This window comes from Agromyces sp. Y182 (assembly GCF_059445385.1).
In genome coordinates this window covers 255,248-273,123 of record NZ_JCAIUF010000002.1, presented here as the reverse complement: position 1 = coordinate 273,123, position 17,876 = coordinate 255,248, and the positions used below count along the sequence as shown (strand labels likewise).

Genomic DNA, 17,876 nt, shown 5'->3' with positions numbered 1-17,876 from the left:
TTCGGCCAGAGGCGAACTCTGCCGCACGACGTGCTCCGCGCTTCGATTGCCACAGTGGGCCCCAGCTTCAGCTGACGTGACCACCGGCCGGTGAGCGCGTTGAAGAACGCGGCCGCCAGGGCCGGCGGCGAGCCGCGGCCGGTCGCACCGGAGCCTCCCCTGGGCGATCGATGACCGGGGAGGCTCCGACACTGGCCGACGGCCCGTCACCACGAGGTCAGAGGCGCGGGTCCTCCTGAACCTTCACGGCATTGACGATCGGCTCGCGCTCGCTGATCTCGCCGCGGAACTCGATCGTCAGGTCGCCGCCGGCGTGCTCGACGGTAACCTCCTGCACGTCCGCCGTCAGCGCACCCACGGTTGCCTGGACGTCGTGGTCGTGGAGGACGGGCGCCCCGTTCACCAGGACGTCGAACGCCCGCTTGCCGGCCTTGACCTTGTCGATCTCGGCGAAGTCGAGGCCGATCCGGTAGGTTCCGGCGGGCGCGTCCTTGAACACATAGCTGAACGTCTTGCCGGTCCGCTGGGTGCGGAACAGGTCGTCGTCCTCGGTGCCGCCGATGTCGGCCTTCGTGGCGCGCTCGGCACCACCGACGTACCCCCACAGCTCCGAGTCCAGCGCCCGGTCGGGCGACCAGACGAAGCCGTCCGTGCCGACGAACCCGGCCCCGCCGACGTCGACGCCCTGCCAGTAGGCCGAGGTCGCCAGCTGTACCGGCTCGAACTGGGACGCGCCCTTGCCGGCATTGGACGCGACGAGCACGTCCCCGACGAGCACGCCCGGCTCGACGCCGGCGTTGTCGACTTTCGCCGTGACCGCGGTGGACTCGCCGACTTCGAGCTCGACCATGCCGTCCACGGCCTCGCCCTTGAGCGTCAGCCACGGCAGATCGGCGGCCTCGTGCCCGCTGTCGTCAGCGCGCTGCTGTTCGCTCAGCCGGACCTGGAGCGGGGCGGAACCTGCATTCGTGACGGTCACGTCAGTCGTTGCCGTCTGGCCCAGGCCCAGGCCCAGGAACCAGTCGAGGTCGCCTCCCGTGACGGTCGCGACGCCGGTCGTCAGTGCGGTGTCGACCACCTCGGCCTGGTCCTTCGCGGCGATGGTCACCGGCCGGCCCGCCGTAACGTAATTCGGCGCAGAGACCTCCACGGTGTTCTCGCCGACCAGGGCCTGAGCCTTCCACCGGCCCAGCTCGTCGGCCGTGATGACCCGGTCGCCGGCGGGCCCGAGCAGCGTGACGATCGCACCCGCGATCGGCTTGCCGTCGTTCGCGTCGGTGACCGTCCCCTCGATCGTGCCCGACGCCGGGAGCGTGTACTCCAGTCCCAGCCCGGACGTCAGCGCGGTCTCGTTGAACGAGTACTGGCTCGCGGGGTTGCGCGTCAGGCTCTCCAGGCCGACCGTCGCCGACGACCCGCGGGTGAGGGGGCTGTCGCCGCCGACGCCGTCGCCGTACCCGATCTGGATGCGGCCGTCCGCGATCAGGGTGACCGAGAAGCTCACCCGGGCCGTCCGGTCGCTGTAGAAGGTGGCGTTGCGCCACTCGATGACCTCCGCGGCCGTCCCATCGACCTCGGTTTCGCCGAAGTAGATGCCCGCCTGGTCGTCGACGACGAGGTCGTCCCACAGCGGGTAGATGGCGTCGATCGGGCTCCCCGACGGCAGTGCCGAGTTGCCGCCCAGCGTGCTCGCCCGGTCGAAGACCAGCGACCCGTTCGTCGTCACGCACACGCCGTCCCAGGCCGTGTCGTAGAACGGGAACAGGAAGCTGGAGTCGAACCACAGGGGGCCGCAGACGTCGTCACCGTGCCATCCGGAGTCCGTGGTGCCCTGCCGGTAGAGCCCGTCGGTCACCTGCATCGAGTACGAGCGACCGGCCGGAGCCACGGGCACGGGGCCCGGTTCCGGCTGCTCGGGCTGGGGCTCAGGCTCGGCCTCGGTCCCGCGCGGGTCGAGCGTGACGCGCAGCGCCGCGACGCTCGGGGCCCGCAGGCCCTTCGAGCCCCGCAGCTCGACGGTCAGCGGGCCGCCCTCATGCTGCACGACGGCGGTGTGCCAATCGGCGGCATCCGGACCCACGGCGGAGGCTGCGTCGTAGGCGTACTGCGTCAGCTCGTCGTCGACGAGGACGTCGAACACCCGCTTGCCCGGGCGCACCTGCTTGGTCTCCGCGAACCCGAGGTCGACGGCGTAGGTGCCCTTCGGTGCATCGGGGAACGTGTAAACGAGGTCCTTGTCCGGCGTGGTGCGCTGGGACTGGATCAGAGTGTCGTCCTCGGTGCCCTCGATCGGGGTGCGCGTGGAGGTCGCCTTGTCCTTGCCCTGGAAGCCCCACGTGCCTTCGCCGGCCGCCTGGTCGGCGGACCAGGTGAAGCCGGTGGCATCGGTGAACGAGGGCCCGCCGGCGTCGACGCCCACCTGGTACATCGTGGTCGTGAGCGTCACCGGGACGTAGGTCTTCGACTGCCGCCCGGAGTCAGACCGCACGACGATGTTCGCCCCCAAGGTGGCGGGGTCGACGTCCTTCGAGGAGATCGAGACCTTGACCGTCGTCGACTCTCCTGGGGCGAGGGTGCCACCGTTCGAGGAGAGCGACAGCCAGGGCAGGTCGGTGATCAGCTCGTCCTCGACGTCGACGAGCATGACGTCGTCGGTCAACTGGTCCACCGCCCACAGCGCGCCGGTCGAGTCGGTCTCGAGGCCGCCGCCCGCGCCCACCTTCTGGCCCGGGAACCACCACGCGTTGACGAGCGAGCAGTCATCAGGGTCGACCTGCAGCAGGCGGGTGGGCCGGTTCGAGGTCAGGTCGGTGTACCAGATGGTGTTCGACGCCTGGTTGAAGGCCAGGCCCATGATCTCCGGCAGCGGCGGGGTGCAGAACGACAGCAGCGCGCCCGCGTCGTCGTGGGAGGTGCCCGCGACTGTCCCGATCATGCCATTGCTCCGGCCGCCGATATAGAACACGTCCTCGGCGGGGTTGTAGGCGAGCCCGGTCAGGGGCAGCGTCGACCAGTCACCCTTGATCTGCCGGGTCTCCTTGCCCGTCTCCCGGTCAAAGCAGTGGATGTAGCTGTCGGGGCTGTCCTCCATCTGGCACATGTCGCCGGTCTTGGTGTCGAGCGCCATGTCGAACGCCCGGTAGTCGGGGTTCCACGACGCGTCGAAGACCTTGCCGGTGGGCTTGCCCGTCACCGTGTAGGCGGTGTTGGTCCGCTTGTTGTAATCGTGGATCCACACGTCTCCGTCGTACCCGACACCCGTGGGCTCCTTCTCCGCGATGGTGCCCGGGATCGCGATGCGGGTGATGACCTCGCCGCCGGCCGTCGCGCCGACCTCGGCGGAGGCGGTCTCCTCCGCGGCAGCGGACGCCACCAGCTCACCGTCGACGTTCGACGGCACCATGTCGATCGCACCGGCCTGCCAGGCGGTGAGGTCGATCGTGCTGTCCGCCTCCGTCCCGGTGCGCGTCGTGGCGGCGGGAGCGTCGAGTTCGGGATGGCGTTCGGCCTCCCCCAGGTCGTACGTGAGCGGGGAGGACCCGGTGTTGGTCAGCTTCAGCGAGCCGACGCCGTTCTGGTCTGTGCCCATCACGGCGTCCAGACCGTCGGTCTTCAGGTCGGCGACGCCCGTGGTCAGGGGCGCGTCGATGGTCGCTTTCGCGAAGAGCTCATCCAAGGTGAAGTCGTACGACCCGGTGACGTAGTTCGGCGCCTCGACCGTCATCGTATAGTCGGCGACGGGAAGCTGGCGGTGCACGAGGCCCGTCCCGTTGGTCGTGACGCGCTCGACGAGGCCGTCCTTGTCGGCGAACGAGACCGTGGCCCCGGACACCGGCAGTCCGTCGTTCTTGTCGACGACGGTGGCATCGAGGTAGCCCCAGTCGGGCAGGTCGTACGTGACGAGCATCCCGTCATGGAGCACCGGCGCGTTGTTCGAGAACTGGATGCCGTCCACGCCCGCCCAGCCCTGGATGCCCGTGATGGCGCGGGCGCCGCCCGTCACGGCGTCGTCGGTGCCGATGCCCTCGCCGTACCCGAAGAGGATCTTGCCCGAGCGGGTGAACGTGGCCGAGAAGTTGACCGGCTCCGTGTACTCCGACCGGATCGGGTAGGACCAGATCTTGGCGTCGCGGTACTCGACGACGAACGCGTCCTCGCCGTCGAGCTTCGTCGCTGCCGTGAACACGCCGCCACCCGGGGCGAACTGGACCGGGGTCTCGGCGGAGAACGGGAAGGCGCCGGCGCCGCCGGTGCCCGGTCCCGTGGAATCGCCTGGAGCGATGACGCCGCGCAGGCCGATGCTGAGCGTGTCGTGGCTCCCGTTGTAGAGCGCGATCGGGAACGGCAGCTCCACCGTCGCCCAGACGCCGCTCGTGAAGGTGACGGGGTCGGTACCGCGCAGGTGCTCCCCCTCGGAGACGGCGCAGCTGTAGCCGCCCTCGTCGACGACGAGCCCTACCGGGATCTCCAGCCGCTCGTTCTCGGCGTCGACCGTCAGCGGGACGGACGTGGGCGAGAAGCAGGCGTTGGGCGTGACGGCAATTCCGTACCGGCCCTCGGGCACGCCAGCCATCGTGAACGCGCCGTCGGCGTCCGTGCGGACGGGTTCCAGCGGCGTGCCCTTGACCGACACGTCCGCGTTCGGGACGGGGTCGCCGTCCCCGTCGACCACCGTGCCGCGGATGTCGTGCCGTGCGGCCACCGTGAGCGGGAGGTCGGCGGAGGACTCCTCGCCGAGGGCGATCGAGAACTCGGCCGTCGCGGTCAGGTAGCCGAAGACCTGCGTGCTGAGCCGGTAGTCACCGACGGGCAGGTTCGCCGAGAATCGGCCGTTCTCGTCCGTCCCGACGGAGCGGCTGAACGGGCCGCTGATCGTCACGTCGGCGCCGACGACCGGCTCGCCGTTCGCGGTGACCACGCCCGTCAGCGTGCCGCCCTGACGGGGTGCGAGTTCGAGCAGGCGGGGCAGGTCGAGCCGACCCTCGCCGTACATGTTGTTGAAGTCGGCGGTGCCGCCGCACGACGTGTTGTCGACGTCGACGGCCGACTCGCCGAGCAGGCGACGGGTCTCCTCGACCTGCCCGATGAGCGTCGGGTCATAGCTCCACAGGTCCGCGACTGCGCCTGCGACGTGCGGTGCGGCCATCGACGTGCCGGACATCTCGACGTACTGGTTGCCGGGGTAGGACGAGCGGACACCCACCCCGGGCGCCGAGATCTCGGGCTTGATCTGGCTGTTCTCGCCCTCGCCCTTGCGCGAGAAGGCCGCCAGGTTGCCGTCCACGTTGTAGGCGCCGACGGAGTAGGCGCTCGGGGCCGACCCCGGCGAGGAGACGGTGTCGCAGCTCGCACCCGGTGAGGTGTTGCCCGACGACCAGACGCTGAAGATGCCGGCAGCCGTCCACGCCTCGTCGATGGCCTGGAAGAAGTTTTCGAAGTTGTGCTCGGCCTCTTGGCCCCACGAGTTGTTGATAACGTGCGGGCGCCTGGAGGGGTCCGGGTTCTTGCCCTGGAGGTCGGTCGGGGCCAGCAGCCACCAGCCGGACTCGAGCAGGGACTCGACCCCGGAGCTGTCGCAGCAGCCGTTGGTCGCGATCCAGTTCGCGCCCGGGGCGACGCCGACGTGATTGATGCCGTCGTCGCCGACCATCGTGCCCATGGTGTGCGTGCCGTGGCCGTTGTCGTCGCACGGCGCGTCCGAGCAGGTGCCCCGGGCGGCCATCCAGTTGTAGTCGTGGGTGAAGGTGCCGTCCGACTTGGCGCCGCGGTACTTCGACATCAGCGCCGGGTGGTCGAACTGGACGCCCGAGTCGAGGTTGGACACGGTGATGCCGGCGCCGGTGGCGCCCATCGCCCAGGCTTCGGGGGCGCGGATGGCGTCCACGCCCCACGCGTCGACGCCCGCGTCGCCCGCGGCCTCGTCGTCCTGAGAGCGGACGCCCTCGTTGGCCGGCGTCTCCTCATCGACGGGTTCGACGAGCGCGACCTGCGGCGACGCGTGGATCTCGGCGACCTGTCCGACCGAAGCGATGTCGAGCGCGAGGTTCTGCGTGCCGCCCTTGACGAGCACGGCATTGACGAGTGGGTAGGACGTGTACTTCACGCCCGCCGCGTCGAGCTCGGCGGCGACGGCCGCCTCGGACGCCCGAACAGACTTCTTGAGGGCGTCGTAGACGAACTGGCCGCGCTCGTCCCAGTCGGTGAGCTCCTTCGCGGGCGTCAGGTCGGCTTTGGTGTTGAACGTGATCCAGAAGTCGGCGACCGGGTCCTCGTGGAAGCGCTCCTTCAGGTCACTCGAGATCTTGGCTTCGGGCGGGCCGGCATCCGGCTCAGCCGCCGCCGGGAGCGCCGTACCCATGATCAGGCCGGCCGTGACGGCCAGCGTCGTGACGATGGCGGTGAGTCTCATGGGTGGGCCTCCGGTCTACAGGGGTTGGTAAGGGTCGTGGCTCAGTTGGTGCGGACGGTCGGCGGCGCAGTCGGGATCGGCGGCGCCGTCGGGATCGACGGAGCCGTCGGTGGTGCACGGTCCACCCGACTGGGGCGGCGCGGGATCGGTGCTCGTGTCGTCACGTGCGACGATCTCCTGGCGGGCGTACGACTCCGGGTCGTGGTACATGCAGGTCATGCTCCGGCAGGCAGCCCGCACGTCGCTATCCGGCGAATACGTCAATCTTTACGAGAGCGTCGCGCCTGGGTCGTCGTCCACGAGCATGCCGGCCTCGGTCACCTTGACGGCGAGGGCGGTTCGGGAGGTCACCTTGGCCTTGCGCATAGCCGACCTCAGCTGCTGGTCCACGGTGGCCGGCGACTTGGCGAGGATCTGGCTGATCTCCCGGTTCGTCCTGCCGGCGACCACCAGCCGGACCACCTCCAGCTCGCGGGGCGAGAGCCGGTCGCCGTACCCGTTCCGGCCGCCGCGCCATAGCCGGGGTACCTCCCCGCCGTGCTCGCGGAGCCGCTGGATGACCCGGTCGGCGTCCCGGCGAGCGCCGAGCCGGTACAGCCCCTCGTACTGAGTGGACAGCAACTGCCGCCCCTCGGGGACTCGGCCTGCGGCCAGGAGCGCGACGGCCTGGCCTTCGCGCGCACGCAGGGCGTCGTACGGCCGCGGCAGCGCGTCCCACGCCTGCGCCGCCTGCGCGTACGAGGCAGCGGCCGTGGCCGAGTCGCCGCGCGCGGCGGCCACGTGCGCCCTGCACAGGGCCAGCGCGGCCCGAGGGGCCGGGGCGGTGTGGCCGTGCAGCTCGCGCGAGAGCTCCTCGGTGAGCGCTGTCGCGGCCTCGACGTCCTCCGCCGCGATCAGCGCCTCGACCCGCACGGGTGCGAGGTCGGTCGCCCACAGCCAGATGCCCTTTGCCCGGACGGTCCGAAGCGGCGGGTCGGTGATCTGCAGGGCCCGGGCGATATCGCCGTCCGCCAGCCATAGTCGCGCCAGCTCGGCGGCGGGCTCCATCATGTCGTCGGCGGCGCCGAGCCGCGTCGCCTCGTCGAGGACGAACCCGAACTGCTCCTCCGCCTCCCGGCGCCGTCCGGCCGCGGAGGCCAGCCGGGCGGTCAGCCGGACGCCCGCCAGGTGGATCGCCGGCCGGTCCGGGTTCGCCTCGACGAACGCGGCGCTGCGGTCTGCGAGTCCCTCCCACCGGCCGGTGAACCAGTCCAGGTTGGCCAGTTCGAGCTGGATGTTGTTGCGCAGCCTCGAGGACCCCTCGGCGTCGGCGAGCCTCAGCGCGACGGCGAGGTGTCGCTCCGCGTCGGCGTACCGGCCCCACATCACCGCGCCCGTCCCGACGTTGGTGTGGATGCGGGCGACGTCGAGCCGCTCCGGCGCGGTAGCGCCGTCGAACGGGAGCTCGGCGACGACGTCCCAGGCCTCGTCGTCGCCGAGCATGAGGAACGCGGCCGCGCGGTTGCCCGCCAGATTCAGTCGGATCGCGGGCGACTCGATCCCGGCCGCGAGGTCGGCGGCACGACGCAGCCAGCGTCGATGCGTCGAGGCCGGCCACGGCGACCCGTAGGCCCAGCCCAGGTACGTCATGGCCTTGGCCGCCTCGGCGGGGTCGTGGCCGAGGTCCGCCACCGCTCGCTCGAGCTCCTCGCGCGCGGCCCCCGCCTCGCCGCCGGTGATCAGGAGCCGGCCCAGCGGGTTGCGGATCTCGGCCTGCTCCCGGGCGGACAGCCCGGGGACGTCGAGCACCGTGCGCAGGCCGCGTACGACGCGGTGGTAGACCCCGTCGACCGGCTCGCGCCGCCCGAGGGCGGCGAGCCCCGCGGTCCTCGCGTTGCGGGCCAGCTCGTCTGGCGGGAGCGACGCCTCGGTCAGGAGGTCGACGAGCAGGACGACGGCCGCGGTGTTGTCGCCCGACGCCATGGCCTGCGCCGCCGCCTGTTCGGCGTATCGCGCCCACGGCTCGGTCTCGCCGGCCTCGCGGAAATGGTGGGCCAGGCGCGCGACGGGCCGCGGATCGACGCTCTCCAGCGCCTCGCCGGCCTTGCGGTGCAGGAGCCCCCGATCGGTGCGTGCGACGGCATCGTAGACCGCCGTGCCGACCAGGACGTGCCGGAACCGCCACCGGCCGCGGTCGTCGCCGGCCAGGATCCTGGCGCCGGCCGCCTCTGCGATGCCGGCGCGGGCCTCCTCGGGCGTGAGGCCGGCGGTCGCTGCGATCGCGGCCTCCGACGACCACTCGGCCAGGACAGCCGACGCCCGCAGCGTCTGCTGCGCCGCGGGCGACAGGCGGTCCACCCGCTCCCGGGTGGAATCACGGACGGTGGGTGGCACCTGGAGCTCGCTGAGCGCCAGCCGGACCCATTGCCCGTCGCGGAAGATGATGTCCGCGCGGTCGTAGAGGAGCCGGACGGATTCCTCGATCGCCAGGGGTACGCCACCGGTCCGCTCGTGCAGGAAGGTGCGGAACTCGTCGGAGACCGGTTCCCCGCCCAGCATCGACGACACCAGCGACGCCGTGTCGTCGGGTTGCACGGACGCGAGGGCGATCCTCGAACCGGTGACCCCGACCGGCAGCCGGGAGGTCAGCCGCAGCAGCAGCGACCCTGCGTCCACCTCCTCCGGGCGGTAGGAGATCACCAGGCTCGGTCCGTCCGAGCGCTGGCGGGAGATGAGGAACAGGAGGAACTCCAGCGTCACGTCGTCCGCCCAGTGGGCGTCCTCCAAGACGAGGACCTCCACGCCGAGCGCCCTGAGCAGCTCGTCGAGCGCGCGGAACAGACGATGCCGTGCCGTCTTCGCGTCGTCGAGCGGTTCGAGGGCGGGCGGCAGGTCGACCGACCATTCCGGGAACAATGGCCGCAGCGCACCCGCGAGCTCGGTGAGCCGCAGCCCCGCCACGAGCCGCTCGACCCCCCGGAACGCGTCGACGATCGGGCCCAGCGTAAGCGACTCCCGCAGGGGCGGGCACACCGACACCAGGGCGGAGAGCGTGTTCGCCTTGCGAGCCACTCCTGCAGTAGCCGGCTCTTCCCGATGCCCGCCTCGCCCTCCACCAGCACGATCGCGGGCGGCTGGGTGACTGCGTCGCGGAGCTCAGCCAGCTCCCGGTCGCGACCGACGAAGTCCGGCGTGGAGATCACCCGAGGGTTCGCGTCCGCGCCGTTGACCATGCGCGATGGTCTCACTTGGCGCCTTCGGCGTTGAGACCGTCCCCGTCGTGGGAGTACCCGTAGGTGCTGGCGACGGTCAGATCGGGGTAGGTCTCGGCGAGAAGGTCGGCCGGCGGTCCCCACCACCGGGTGTTCTTGCGGATGTACGCGCCGTCATCGTTCGTGGGGTGGTTGCCGAACACGTCTCTGCGCCCGGGCTCCCTGCGTGAGGCCTGAGAACCCCCACTTCTGCACGGGTGCGACACCAGACCTCCGATGACGACAACATCAATAACCGCTTGCACCCCTGTCTCACATCCCCTCGATTTGTCACTGTCAAGTCAACTGAACGGGCTCTTCGGACATCCGGTGGGGGTCACGGGGGGTGTGTCAAATAACGGTGGATCTGGTCCAGGCGCATTCGGTTCGTCGAGGCGGCCTTCGAACGTGAGCGCGAAGGCGTTCGTCGCGGGCTTCCACCTGGTCATCCATCGTGCCCGTCCCCGGCCGGTGGGGTCAAGCGACCGGGTCACGAGGTAGAGGGACTTCACCGCTGCGGCGTGTTCGGGAAGGGACCGCGCGCTCGTCCCAGTGCTCCCGCGACGCGAACCTGACGGGTGTTGCGGATCAGGTGAATCATGAGCGGGCCTGTTGGACTGGCGAGTGACAACTGGGATGGCGTGCCCGGTTAACCATGAACGATGTCAGCAGTCATAGAGAAGACACGGGAACTTCGGATCTACTACGCGGGTTTCAATATTCCGTCGTACTCGTGCCACGACCTCTTGCGAACCCGGCGATCGCACTCCAGGTGGAGCAGATGAACCCTCATCTGATCGAGTTCGAACCCCGGGCGTGGGGGCGTCAGACCTTTATCCCGAATAGCCCTTCTGCATTTCGGAACGCAATTTTTTCCTTGCTCTCACGTGGCAGGTCAACGGCCCGAAACCAGTCGGTTCCTTCCTTCATGTTCGCAAACGGGTAGTCGGTCGCAAACATCACCCGATCCACACTGATGTACTTCAACAAGAGATCGAGGAGTTCATCTTGAAAGAATGCGCTCGTTGTGAACCAGAAGTTGTCGTGGAAATATTGCTCGAACGGCTTATCCAGTGAGCTTTCGGTCACGCCACTCATCTTTTCCACGACGCGCTTGTAGAAGAACGGAAGGCCCTCGCCCATATGGCCGATGATGATCTGTAGTTTTGGAAATCTGTCGAAAACGCCAGATGTGATCATGCGAAGGCATTGAATAGTTACTTCTTGGTGCCATCCATATGCGGAGAGACTGAGAACCCGGTCCTGGAACTTCGTCTGATACTCCGGCAACATATTGCTGTAATAAATCTGGAAAACATCGTCAGGTGGCAGGCCGGGATGGATGTATATCGGCACACTAAGGGCTTCGGCACGAGCCAGCACGGGCTCAAAATCTGGATGATCGAGGAACCTCTTCCCGATGATCCCATTGGTCAAGGCACCCAGGAAGCCATCTTCCCGGACAGCGCGTTCCAGCTCATCCGCTGAGGCCTCCGGGCTCTGCAACGGCAAGGTGGCAAACGCCTGGAACCGCCCCGGATAAGTGGCCATCGGCCCATCGACGAGCACCTTGTTGAGCCGATAGGCAAAATCGATGCCTTCCTGACCTGGGACATTCTGCACACCGGGCGCATGCGCGGAGAGAATCTGAACGTTGAGCCCTGCCTCATCCATCGCATCGATGCGGCGCGGTCCCATCTCGACAAGATCATCAGCCTCGAAGGCTAGCGTGTCGTTCAGCGCTATCAACTCATCAGTGGAAAAGGTCTCCTCAGTGCCGATGAATCGCAGGTCCTGGTCTCGCAACGAGATACCCGGGCTGTCTTGAGGTTCTTCGGTCGGTGTCATGTCCGTCTCCTCTGATGTTGTGATGTTGCGATCCAGTTCGGCTGGGTGAACTCCAGAGCACGTACAACACCGCTGACGGATGAGGTATCCGTCCGTCACAGACGGAAAGCGGAGCTGCCCTGTCAGAGTAGCGGCGTCTCACTCGGGGGGGGGGGGGGGGGGGATGGCCCGGATTCCCGAGCCCCACCAGGATCCCCCCCCCCCCCACCCAGATTACCGAGCTCCGCCAGGAAGCCCTTGGATGCAGCGTCATCGCGCGGAGGCTGGGCGATCGGCCTCGACTCGTCACCTTAAACCGAGCCTCCGAGATTCGGCGTCCGGTTGGGGATCCCACTGCGGGATGCATCAAGAGGCTGGGACGACCGAATCCAGCCTTCTCGGACTACGCTCTGAATCACATCGCGGTCACAGGGGGTGGCGGCGTGAGAGAGACGACGGAGCATCACGCATGACCGACGGTACGCAGCGCTCAGCCCTTCCGATCCCTGACCTGGAGTACACCGGGACTGTCACCTATGACGCGACGGATCCCGATACGCACTACCCGCCGATTCAGCCGATCCGCCCGCCCGCCGGAGCGCCGAACGTGCTCGTCGTGCTCATCGACGACACGGGCTTCGGCGCCTCGAGCGCCTTCGGCGGGCCGGTGCAGACGCCGAACTTCGAGCGCGTGGCGGCATCCGGGCTCAAGTACACCCGCTTCCACACCACGGCGTTGTGCTCTCCCACCCGTGCAGCCCTGCTCTCCGGTCGCAACCATCACACCGTGGGCATGGGCGGCATCACCGAGATCGCGACCAGTGCCCCCGGATACAGCAGCGTGCGCCCCAACAACTGCGCCCCTCTCGCCGAAACACTCAAGCTCAACGGCTACAACACCAGCCAGTTCGGGAAGTGCCACGAGGTTCCCGTGTGGGAGGCGAGCGCGACCGGCCCGTTCGACCACTGGCCGTCTCCCGGCAACGGCTTCGAGTACTTCTACGGCTTCCTCGGTGGCGAGACCAACCAGTGGTATCCCGCCATCTACGAGAACACCTCGCCGATCGAGCCGTGGGGAGCGCCCGAAGAGGGCTACCACTTCATGGCAGACATGACGGAGAAGGCGATCGACTGGACCCGCCAGCAGAAGTCGCTCGCCCCCGACAAGCCCTTCTTCACCTACTTCGCACCCGGTGCCACGCATGCTCCCCACCACGTGCCGACGGAGTGGGCCGACAAGTACAAGGGCCAGTTCGACCAGGGCTGGGACGACGTGCGTAAGGAGACCTTCGCCCGTCAGCTCGAGCTCGGCGTCATCCCCGCCGATGCCGTGTTAACCGAGCGCAGCCCTGGCATCCCGTCGTGGGACGAGATGAGCGATGTCATCAAGCCGGCCCTGGCCCGCCAGATGGAGGTCTACGCCGGCTTCCTCGCCTACGCCGACCACTACGTCGGCAAGCTGCTCGACGCCTACGAGGAGCTCGGCATTCTCGACGACACCCTCGTCTACGTGATCATCGGCGACAACGGCGCATCAGCCGAGGGCTCGATGCACGGCACCACCAACGAGGGCTTCACGATCAACCACATGAACGACATCGAGAGCGAGGAGTACGTCGCCGCGCACATCGACGACATCGGCACTCCGCACTCGTACAACCACTATGCGGTGGGCTGGGCGCACGCCATGGACACCCCGTACCAGTGGACCAAGCAGGTCGCGTCGCACTGGGGTGGGACGCGCAACGGCACGATCATGAGCTGGCCGAACGGCGGCGTGGAGCAGGGCGGCATCCGGAACCAGTTCAGCCACGTCATCGACGTGGCGCCGACCGTGCTCGAAGCGGCAGGTATTCCCCAGCCGTCGACGGTGAACGGCGTGACGCAGCGTCCCTACGAGGGCACGTCGATGAACTACACTTTCGCGGATCCCGACGCCGACGAGCGTCACACCACCCAGTACTTCGAGATGGTCGGCAACCGCGCCATCTTCCACAAGGGCTGGACGGCTGTAGCCAAGCACAAGGATCCCTGGCTGGGCTCTAGCCATGGACTCGACGAAGACGTATGGGAGCTCTACAACGTCGAGGAGGACTGGACGCAGTCCAACGACCTGGCGGCGCAGGAACCCGAGAGGCTCGCTCACCTCCAGCAGCTGTTCCTCATCCAGGCTGCGCGCTTCAACGTGCTGCCCATGGACATCCGCACGGCGGAGCGCTTCAACCCTGACCTCGCAGGGCGACCCGCGCTCATCACCGCACAGAGCCAGAAGCTCTACCGCGGCATGCGCCGACTCAGCGAGAACTCGTCGATCAACATCAAGAACAAGTCGTTCACGGTAACGGCGAAGGTCGAAGTGCCCGACGACGGCGCCAATGGTGTGGTGATCGCTCAGGGCGGCGCCTACGGTGGCTGGTCGTTCTACGGGGTCGACGGCAGGTTGGCGTTCGCCTACAACCTGCTCGGCATCCAGCTGGACATAGTGCGGTCTGGCACCTCCGTGCCCGGGGGCACCACCGAGCTGAAGGCGCATTTCGCCTATGACGGCGGTGGAGTCGCCAAGGGTGGTACCGTCACGCTGTTCGCCGACGGCGACCAGATCGGGGTGGGCCGGGTGGAGAAGACCATCCCGTTCCAGTTCACCTTCGATGAGACGACGGATGTCGGAGTCGACCTCGCTTCACCGGTCTCGACCGACTACACAGCGAAGGGCAACGAGTTCACCGGGACTCTCGACTGGGTACAGATCGACTTGGGCGACGACGATCACTCCCACCTCATCGGCGACGAGCACAAGATGCACGTTGCGATGCTGAAGCAGTAGGCCATGGCCGACCTGCCCTCCTGGCGCGACACCGCCACTCGCTCGATGATTCTGGACTTCGTCGAGCGGGTGAGCGGTGATGGGCCGGATACGGTTCCTGTGGAAGAGCGTGTCGCCGCATTCGACAACGACGGCACGCTCTGACCGAGAAGCCGATGCCCACCCAGCGGCACTTCCTCGTACAACAGTGGGCGGCGGCCGCCGCAGCCGATCCGTCGCTTGCCGACACGCCGACCAGTACCAGCAGCGCGAGGACGAGCGTGATCACGGGCGCAGCGGTGTTGAGGTCGAATGGCAGCAGGAAGTAGAGCGCGACGAGCACGACTGTCGAGCCGAGGGCACGGAGCAGTCCCAACGCGATGAGGCGACGCCGCCGCACCGGCGGTAGTGCCCGCGGATCAGGATCGGTCACGATGGAGTAACCGTTCCGGGTGACGTCGTGGTTATCGTGCGAGCCTTCCTGGCGCCTTTGATCTCCGCATCCTCCTCGGCGATGAGGTCTCTGGTGCCAGTGAGGTCGCCGAGCAATGGTCGGACCCAGCTGGCTGGCGGGTACGTGTCAACGAGCATCAGGCGAACGAGGAGCGTCAGCGGAATGGCCAGGATGGCACCGATCGGCCCGAGGATGACGGCCCAGAAGAGCACGGAGAAGAAGGTGATGGTCTGACTGAGTGAGACGGCGTTGCCGATCACCCGCGGCTGGATGACCGATTGCACGATCGCGTTGATGACGCCGTAGACGACGATCACCGCGATCACCGTGGGCCAGCCGCCGACGAGCGCGCCGAAGACGATCGGCGGGACGAGCGCGAGGAAGTAACCGACGTTCGGGATGAAGCTGCAGAGGAATGCCAGCAATCCCCAGATGAATGCTCCGGGAACGCCGAGCAGGACCAGGGCGATGAAGTCGATGACGCCCTGCAGAAGGCCGAGCAGAGTGGTCCAGACCATGTAGCGGCGTACGTTGGCGGCGTAGTTCGACAGGCCGGTGACCAGCAGCGGGTGGGTCGTGCCGGTCTGGGCAAGTACGGCGGGCATGTAGCCGGCATCCATGCCCATCAGCAGCGCGACGGTGAGGAGGATGACGAGGGCCGAGCCGATGCCGGCCAATCCACCGATCAGGCCTTCGACGAATGCGACCAGCTTGGACGGGTCGAAATCGGCGGCGAGAGCACTGAGTTCCCTCGACGAGATGCCGAGTGAGTTCAACCAGGCGACGACATCCTGGCCGAATGCAGTGATCTGGTCCGCGAATTCCGGGAGCAGCGCGCTGAACTGGCCGAAGGCGACGAGGACGGCGTATCCGAACCCGAGCAGCAACAGGATCACCGCCAACACGACGGCCCCGGTGGCGATTCCGCGCGGGATGCGGTGTCGTTCCAGCCAGATCCGGAGGGGATGCATGCAGATCGTCAGCACCACCGCGAGGAACACCGGGGCGATGATCGACCCGAGTCCGGCAATTCCGAACCCGACGAGGACCGCTCCCCCGAGCCCGATCAGAATGAAGGCGTTGCGATGGTTTCCCGAGCCTGCGTTCACCGCGGCCACGTCAGCCACGGCCTTGGGCTCGACCGTCTTCTTGTTCCAGCGCACCGGTTCCTCCGATGTCCGATTGCACGTCAACTAGCGCACCAGCTCGAACTCCCCAGGCCTCCACGTCTGGTCGAAGAACGGCTGCAGCGGGCTGTAGAGGCGCAGCAGTACGAACCACCCGCGCTCGGGATCGGTCTGGATCCAGTTCGAGCGCGGGATGCCATCGGGCTGGGTCGGGGCGAAGTAGACCACCGTGGAGCCATCGGACTCGGCCTGCGCCGCCGGCGAGGGGTATTCCTGGCTGCCGGCTCGCGGGTAGATCTGATCCGTTTGCAGCAGCGAGCGGGTCTGGTTGTCGTAGGCGTTCAGCGACCAGAACCGGGCGGCGGGGATGTCCTTCGGCAATCGCACCCGATAGGTCTTAGAGCCGTCGAAGGCGGCGCCGTTCTGGTCGACATTGGCCACGAGGTACTGCGAACCGGCATTGGTCAACCGCATGCACATCGCCGGGGTGACGCCCGTTGCGGTGTAGAAGAACGACGTGCGAGCGTGGAGCTTACGGGCATTTCCGTTCGGGTAAGGCTCGATCCCTTCGGCGGTGATGCGGGGCGGCGGGGTGATGAACTCGAAGCCGCCGTCGAACAGCATGTTCCACCACGCGGAGTCGTCGTAGTAGCGGAAGTCGTCCGACGGGTGGGCACCCATCCCCAACGTACGCGAGGCGGCGTTTCCGACTGATGCGGCGTCGTCCAGAATCGCGCGCAGCCGGTCATCGGGCGCGAACTTTCCGTCCTTGATGATCCCGATGGCGGCGAAATCGCCGGCCACGTCGGGATCGAGCGCCTCGGCCGGCTCGAGTTGAACGAGCGCGTCCAGCATCTCGAAGTGGCCGAAGTCGGTGGGCGGGAGCGTGTTCATGGCGAGCCCGCTGCCTTCCATGAAACGAGGGCTCTTCGACGCCGTGAGCTGGCCCAGCGGGCCCTTCCCGGTTAGGTACGCTCCAATGCTGCTTCCGACACCGCCCGGCGCGTACGGGTAGACCTTCAGCTGCTCGCGGATGCGGGCGGCGGCGGGAGCAGGGTCGTTGCCCGGGTACTCGTTGATGAAGGCTCGCCCGAGGAATATCACCCGGTTGGTGCGGGAATGGCGCACGTAGGCGCCGCCTTCCGGCAGTGGTCCGTCGTATCCGGGCGGCACGAGGAGGTACGTCCCGCCTTCGCCACGATCGGGGCCGGGAAGCCCGAAGTCGGTGATCCATCGGAACCACATGTCGTCGACGACGCCGAGCGTGTCCGAGGGGGTCTCGATCACGACCGGCCCGCGCGAGAGATCGAGGAACCCCCAGAAGTAGACGGTGTCCGCGTTGCCCGTGAGGAACAACGATCTCGAGTCCATCAGCTTCGAGTAGAGCAGGATGTCGCCGTCCTCGATCCCTGCGTCGTGGAAACCCTGACGAAGAGCAACGAGCGACACACCTTGGACCGAGTTCATGAACGATTCGACGCCATGCAGGTAGTCGAGGTGGTCGCGCAACGTCGCCGCCGTCTGTTTCGTCGGGTAGCCGTCGGTGAACTCCAACGTCCCGATCCCCGTCTTCACGCGCGACGGCGTGGCCACCACATCGGGTACGGATGTTCTGGGTGTTTCGGTCGCGGACATCGCGGTCTCCTCCAGGTCAGTTCCTGCGTACCCGCCAAGAAAATCAGTCGGGGAGTGATAGGTCATCACGCAGATCACATGAACCTGTCCGCGGCGCTCACGCGGCCGTAGTGGGCGGCCACCTCGGGTTCGCCCACCGGCGTGACTTCTACTGGTTCGTTGCGCCACCGCTTCGCGGATGGTTTCACGCGATCTCCATGATGCGATGCGCCGTGGTTCCAGGCTGCAATAGGGCCTGCAGCGACGCTGCTTCCGAATGACAACTGAACTCACACGAACGGATCGCAGACAGTGCCGGATAAGGGCTACTTCGTCATCCTCCGGCTGTACAACCCGCTGCAGTCGTTCTTCGACAAGACCTGACGGCCCAGCGAGATCGAGCCGGCCTCAC

9 protein-coding genes and 2 pseudogenes are annotated in these 17,876 nt (G+C 67.6%); 2 read left to right on the top strand and 9 right to left on the bottom strand.

The annotated features are described in order from the left end of the window. Nucleotides 1-217: 217 nt before the first annotated feature. The 7 genes and pseudogenes from AC1C2R_RS15855 to AC1C2R_RS15825 form a co-directional block, all read right to left on the bottom strand. The gene (locus AC1C2R_RS15855; RefSeq protein WP_495380583.1) at nt 218-6,409 is read right to left on the bottom strand and encodes a S8 family serine peptidase; all 6,192 of its coding nucleotides are present in this window, start codon (nt 6,407-6,409) and stop codon (nt 218-220) included. Nucleotides 6,410-6,424: 15 nt separating this feature from the next. Continuing rightward, on the bottom strand, nt 6,425-6,619 hold the full coding sequence (locus AC1C2R_RS15850; RefSeq protein ID WP_495380582.1) for a hypothetical protein: 195 nt from the start codon (nt 6,617-6,619) through the stop codon (nt 6,425-6,427). Nucleotides 6,620-6,676: 57 nt separating this feature from the next. Beyond that, entirely contained in the window at nt 6,677-9,460 is a 2,784-nt protein-coding gene (locus AC1C2R_RS15845) for a helix-turn-helix transcriptional regulator (protein WP_495380581.1), read from the bottom strand. Nucleotides 9,461-9,495: 35 nt separating this feature from the next. Continuing rightward, nucleotides 9,496-9,621 (bottom strand): annotated as a pseudogene (locus AC1C2R_RS15840) (hypothetical protein); the annotation flags it as partial. 11 nt (nt 9,622-9,632) lie between these two features. Continuing rightward, entirely contained in the window at nt 9,633-9,803 is a 171-nt protein-coding gene (locus tag AC1C2R_RS15835; protein WP_495380580.1) for a hypothetical protein, read from the bottom strand. Between the two features lie 231 nt (nt 9,804-10,034). Beyond that, nucleotides 10,035-10,172 (bottom strand): annotated as a pseudogene (locus AC1C2R_RS15830) (IS256 family transposase); the annotation flags it as partial. 292 nt (nt 10,173-10,464) lie between these two features. After that, nucleotides 10,465-11,487: an amidohydrolase family protein gene (locus tag AC1C2R_RS15825; RefSeq protein WP_495380579.1), complete on the bottom strand. Its 1,023-nt coding sequence runs from the start codon at nt 11,485-11,487 to the stop codon at nt 10,465-10,467. 448 nt (nt 11,488-11,935) lie between these two features. On the opposite strand from AC1C2R_RS15825, the gene AC1C2R_RS15820 reads away from it, so the two are divergent. Together AC1C2R_RS15820 and AC1C2R_RS15815 are read left to right on the top strand one after the other, a co-directional pair. Continuing rightward, the gene (locus tag AC1C2R_RS15820) at nt 11,936-14,290 is read left to right on the top strand and encodes a sulfatase-like hydrolase/transferase (protein ID WP_495380578.1); all 2,355 of its coding nucleotides are present in this window, start codon (nt 11,936-11,938) and stop codon (nt 14,288-14,290) included. Nucleotides 14,291-14,293: 3 nt separating this feature from the next. Then, entirely contained in the window at nt 14,294-14,434 is a 141-nt protein-coding gene (locus tag AC1C2R_RS15815) for a hypothetical protein (protein ID WP_495380577.1), read from the top strand. Nucleotides 14,435-14,698: 264 nt separating this feature from the next. Here the strand turns inward: AC1C2R_RS15815 and AC1C2R_RS15810 are convergent, their stop codons facing one another. Both AC1C2R_RS15810 and AC1C2R_RS15805 read right to left on the bottom strand, forming a co-directional pair. Beyond that, nucleotides 14,699-15,886, bottom strand: a complete 1,188-nt coding sequence (locus AC1C2R_RS15810) for an AI-2E family transporter (protein WP_495354149.1) — start codon at nt 15,884-15,886, stop codon at nt 14,699-14,701. 30 nt (nt 15,887-15,916) lie between these two features. Further along, complete coding sequence (locus AC1C2R_RS15805) at nt 15,917-17,758, bottom strand: DUF1254 domain-containing protein (RefSeq protein WP_495380576.1); 1,842 nt, start codon at nt 17,756-17,758, stop codon at nt 15,917-15,919. Between the last annotated feature and the right edge of the window lie 118 nt (nt 17,759-17,876).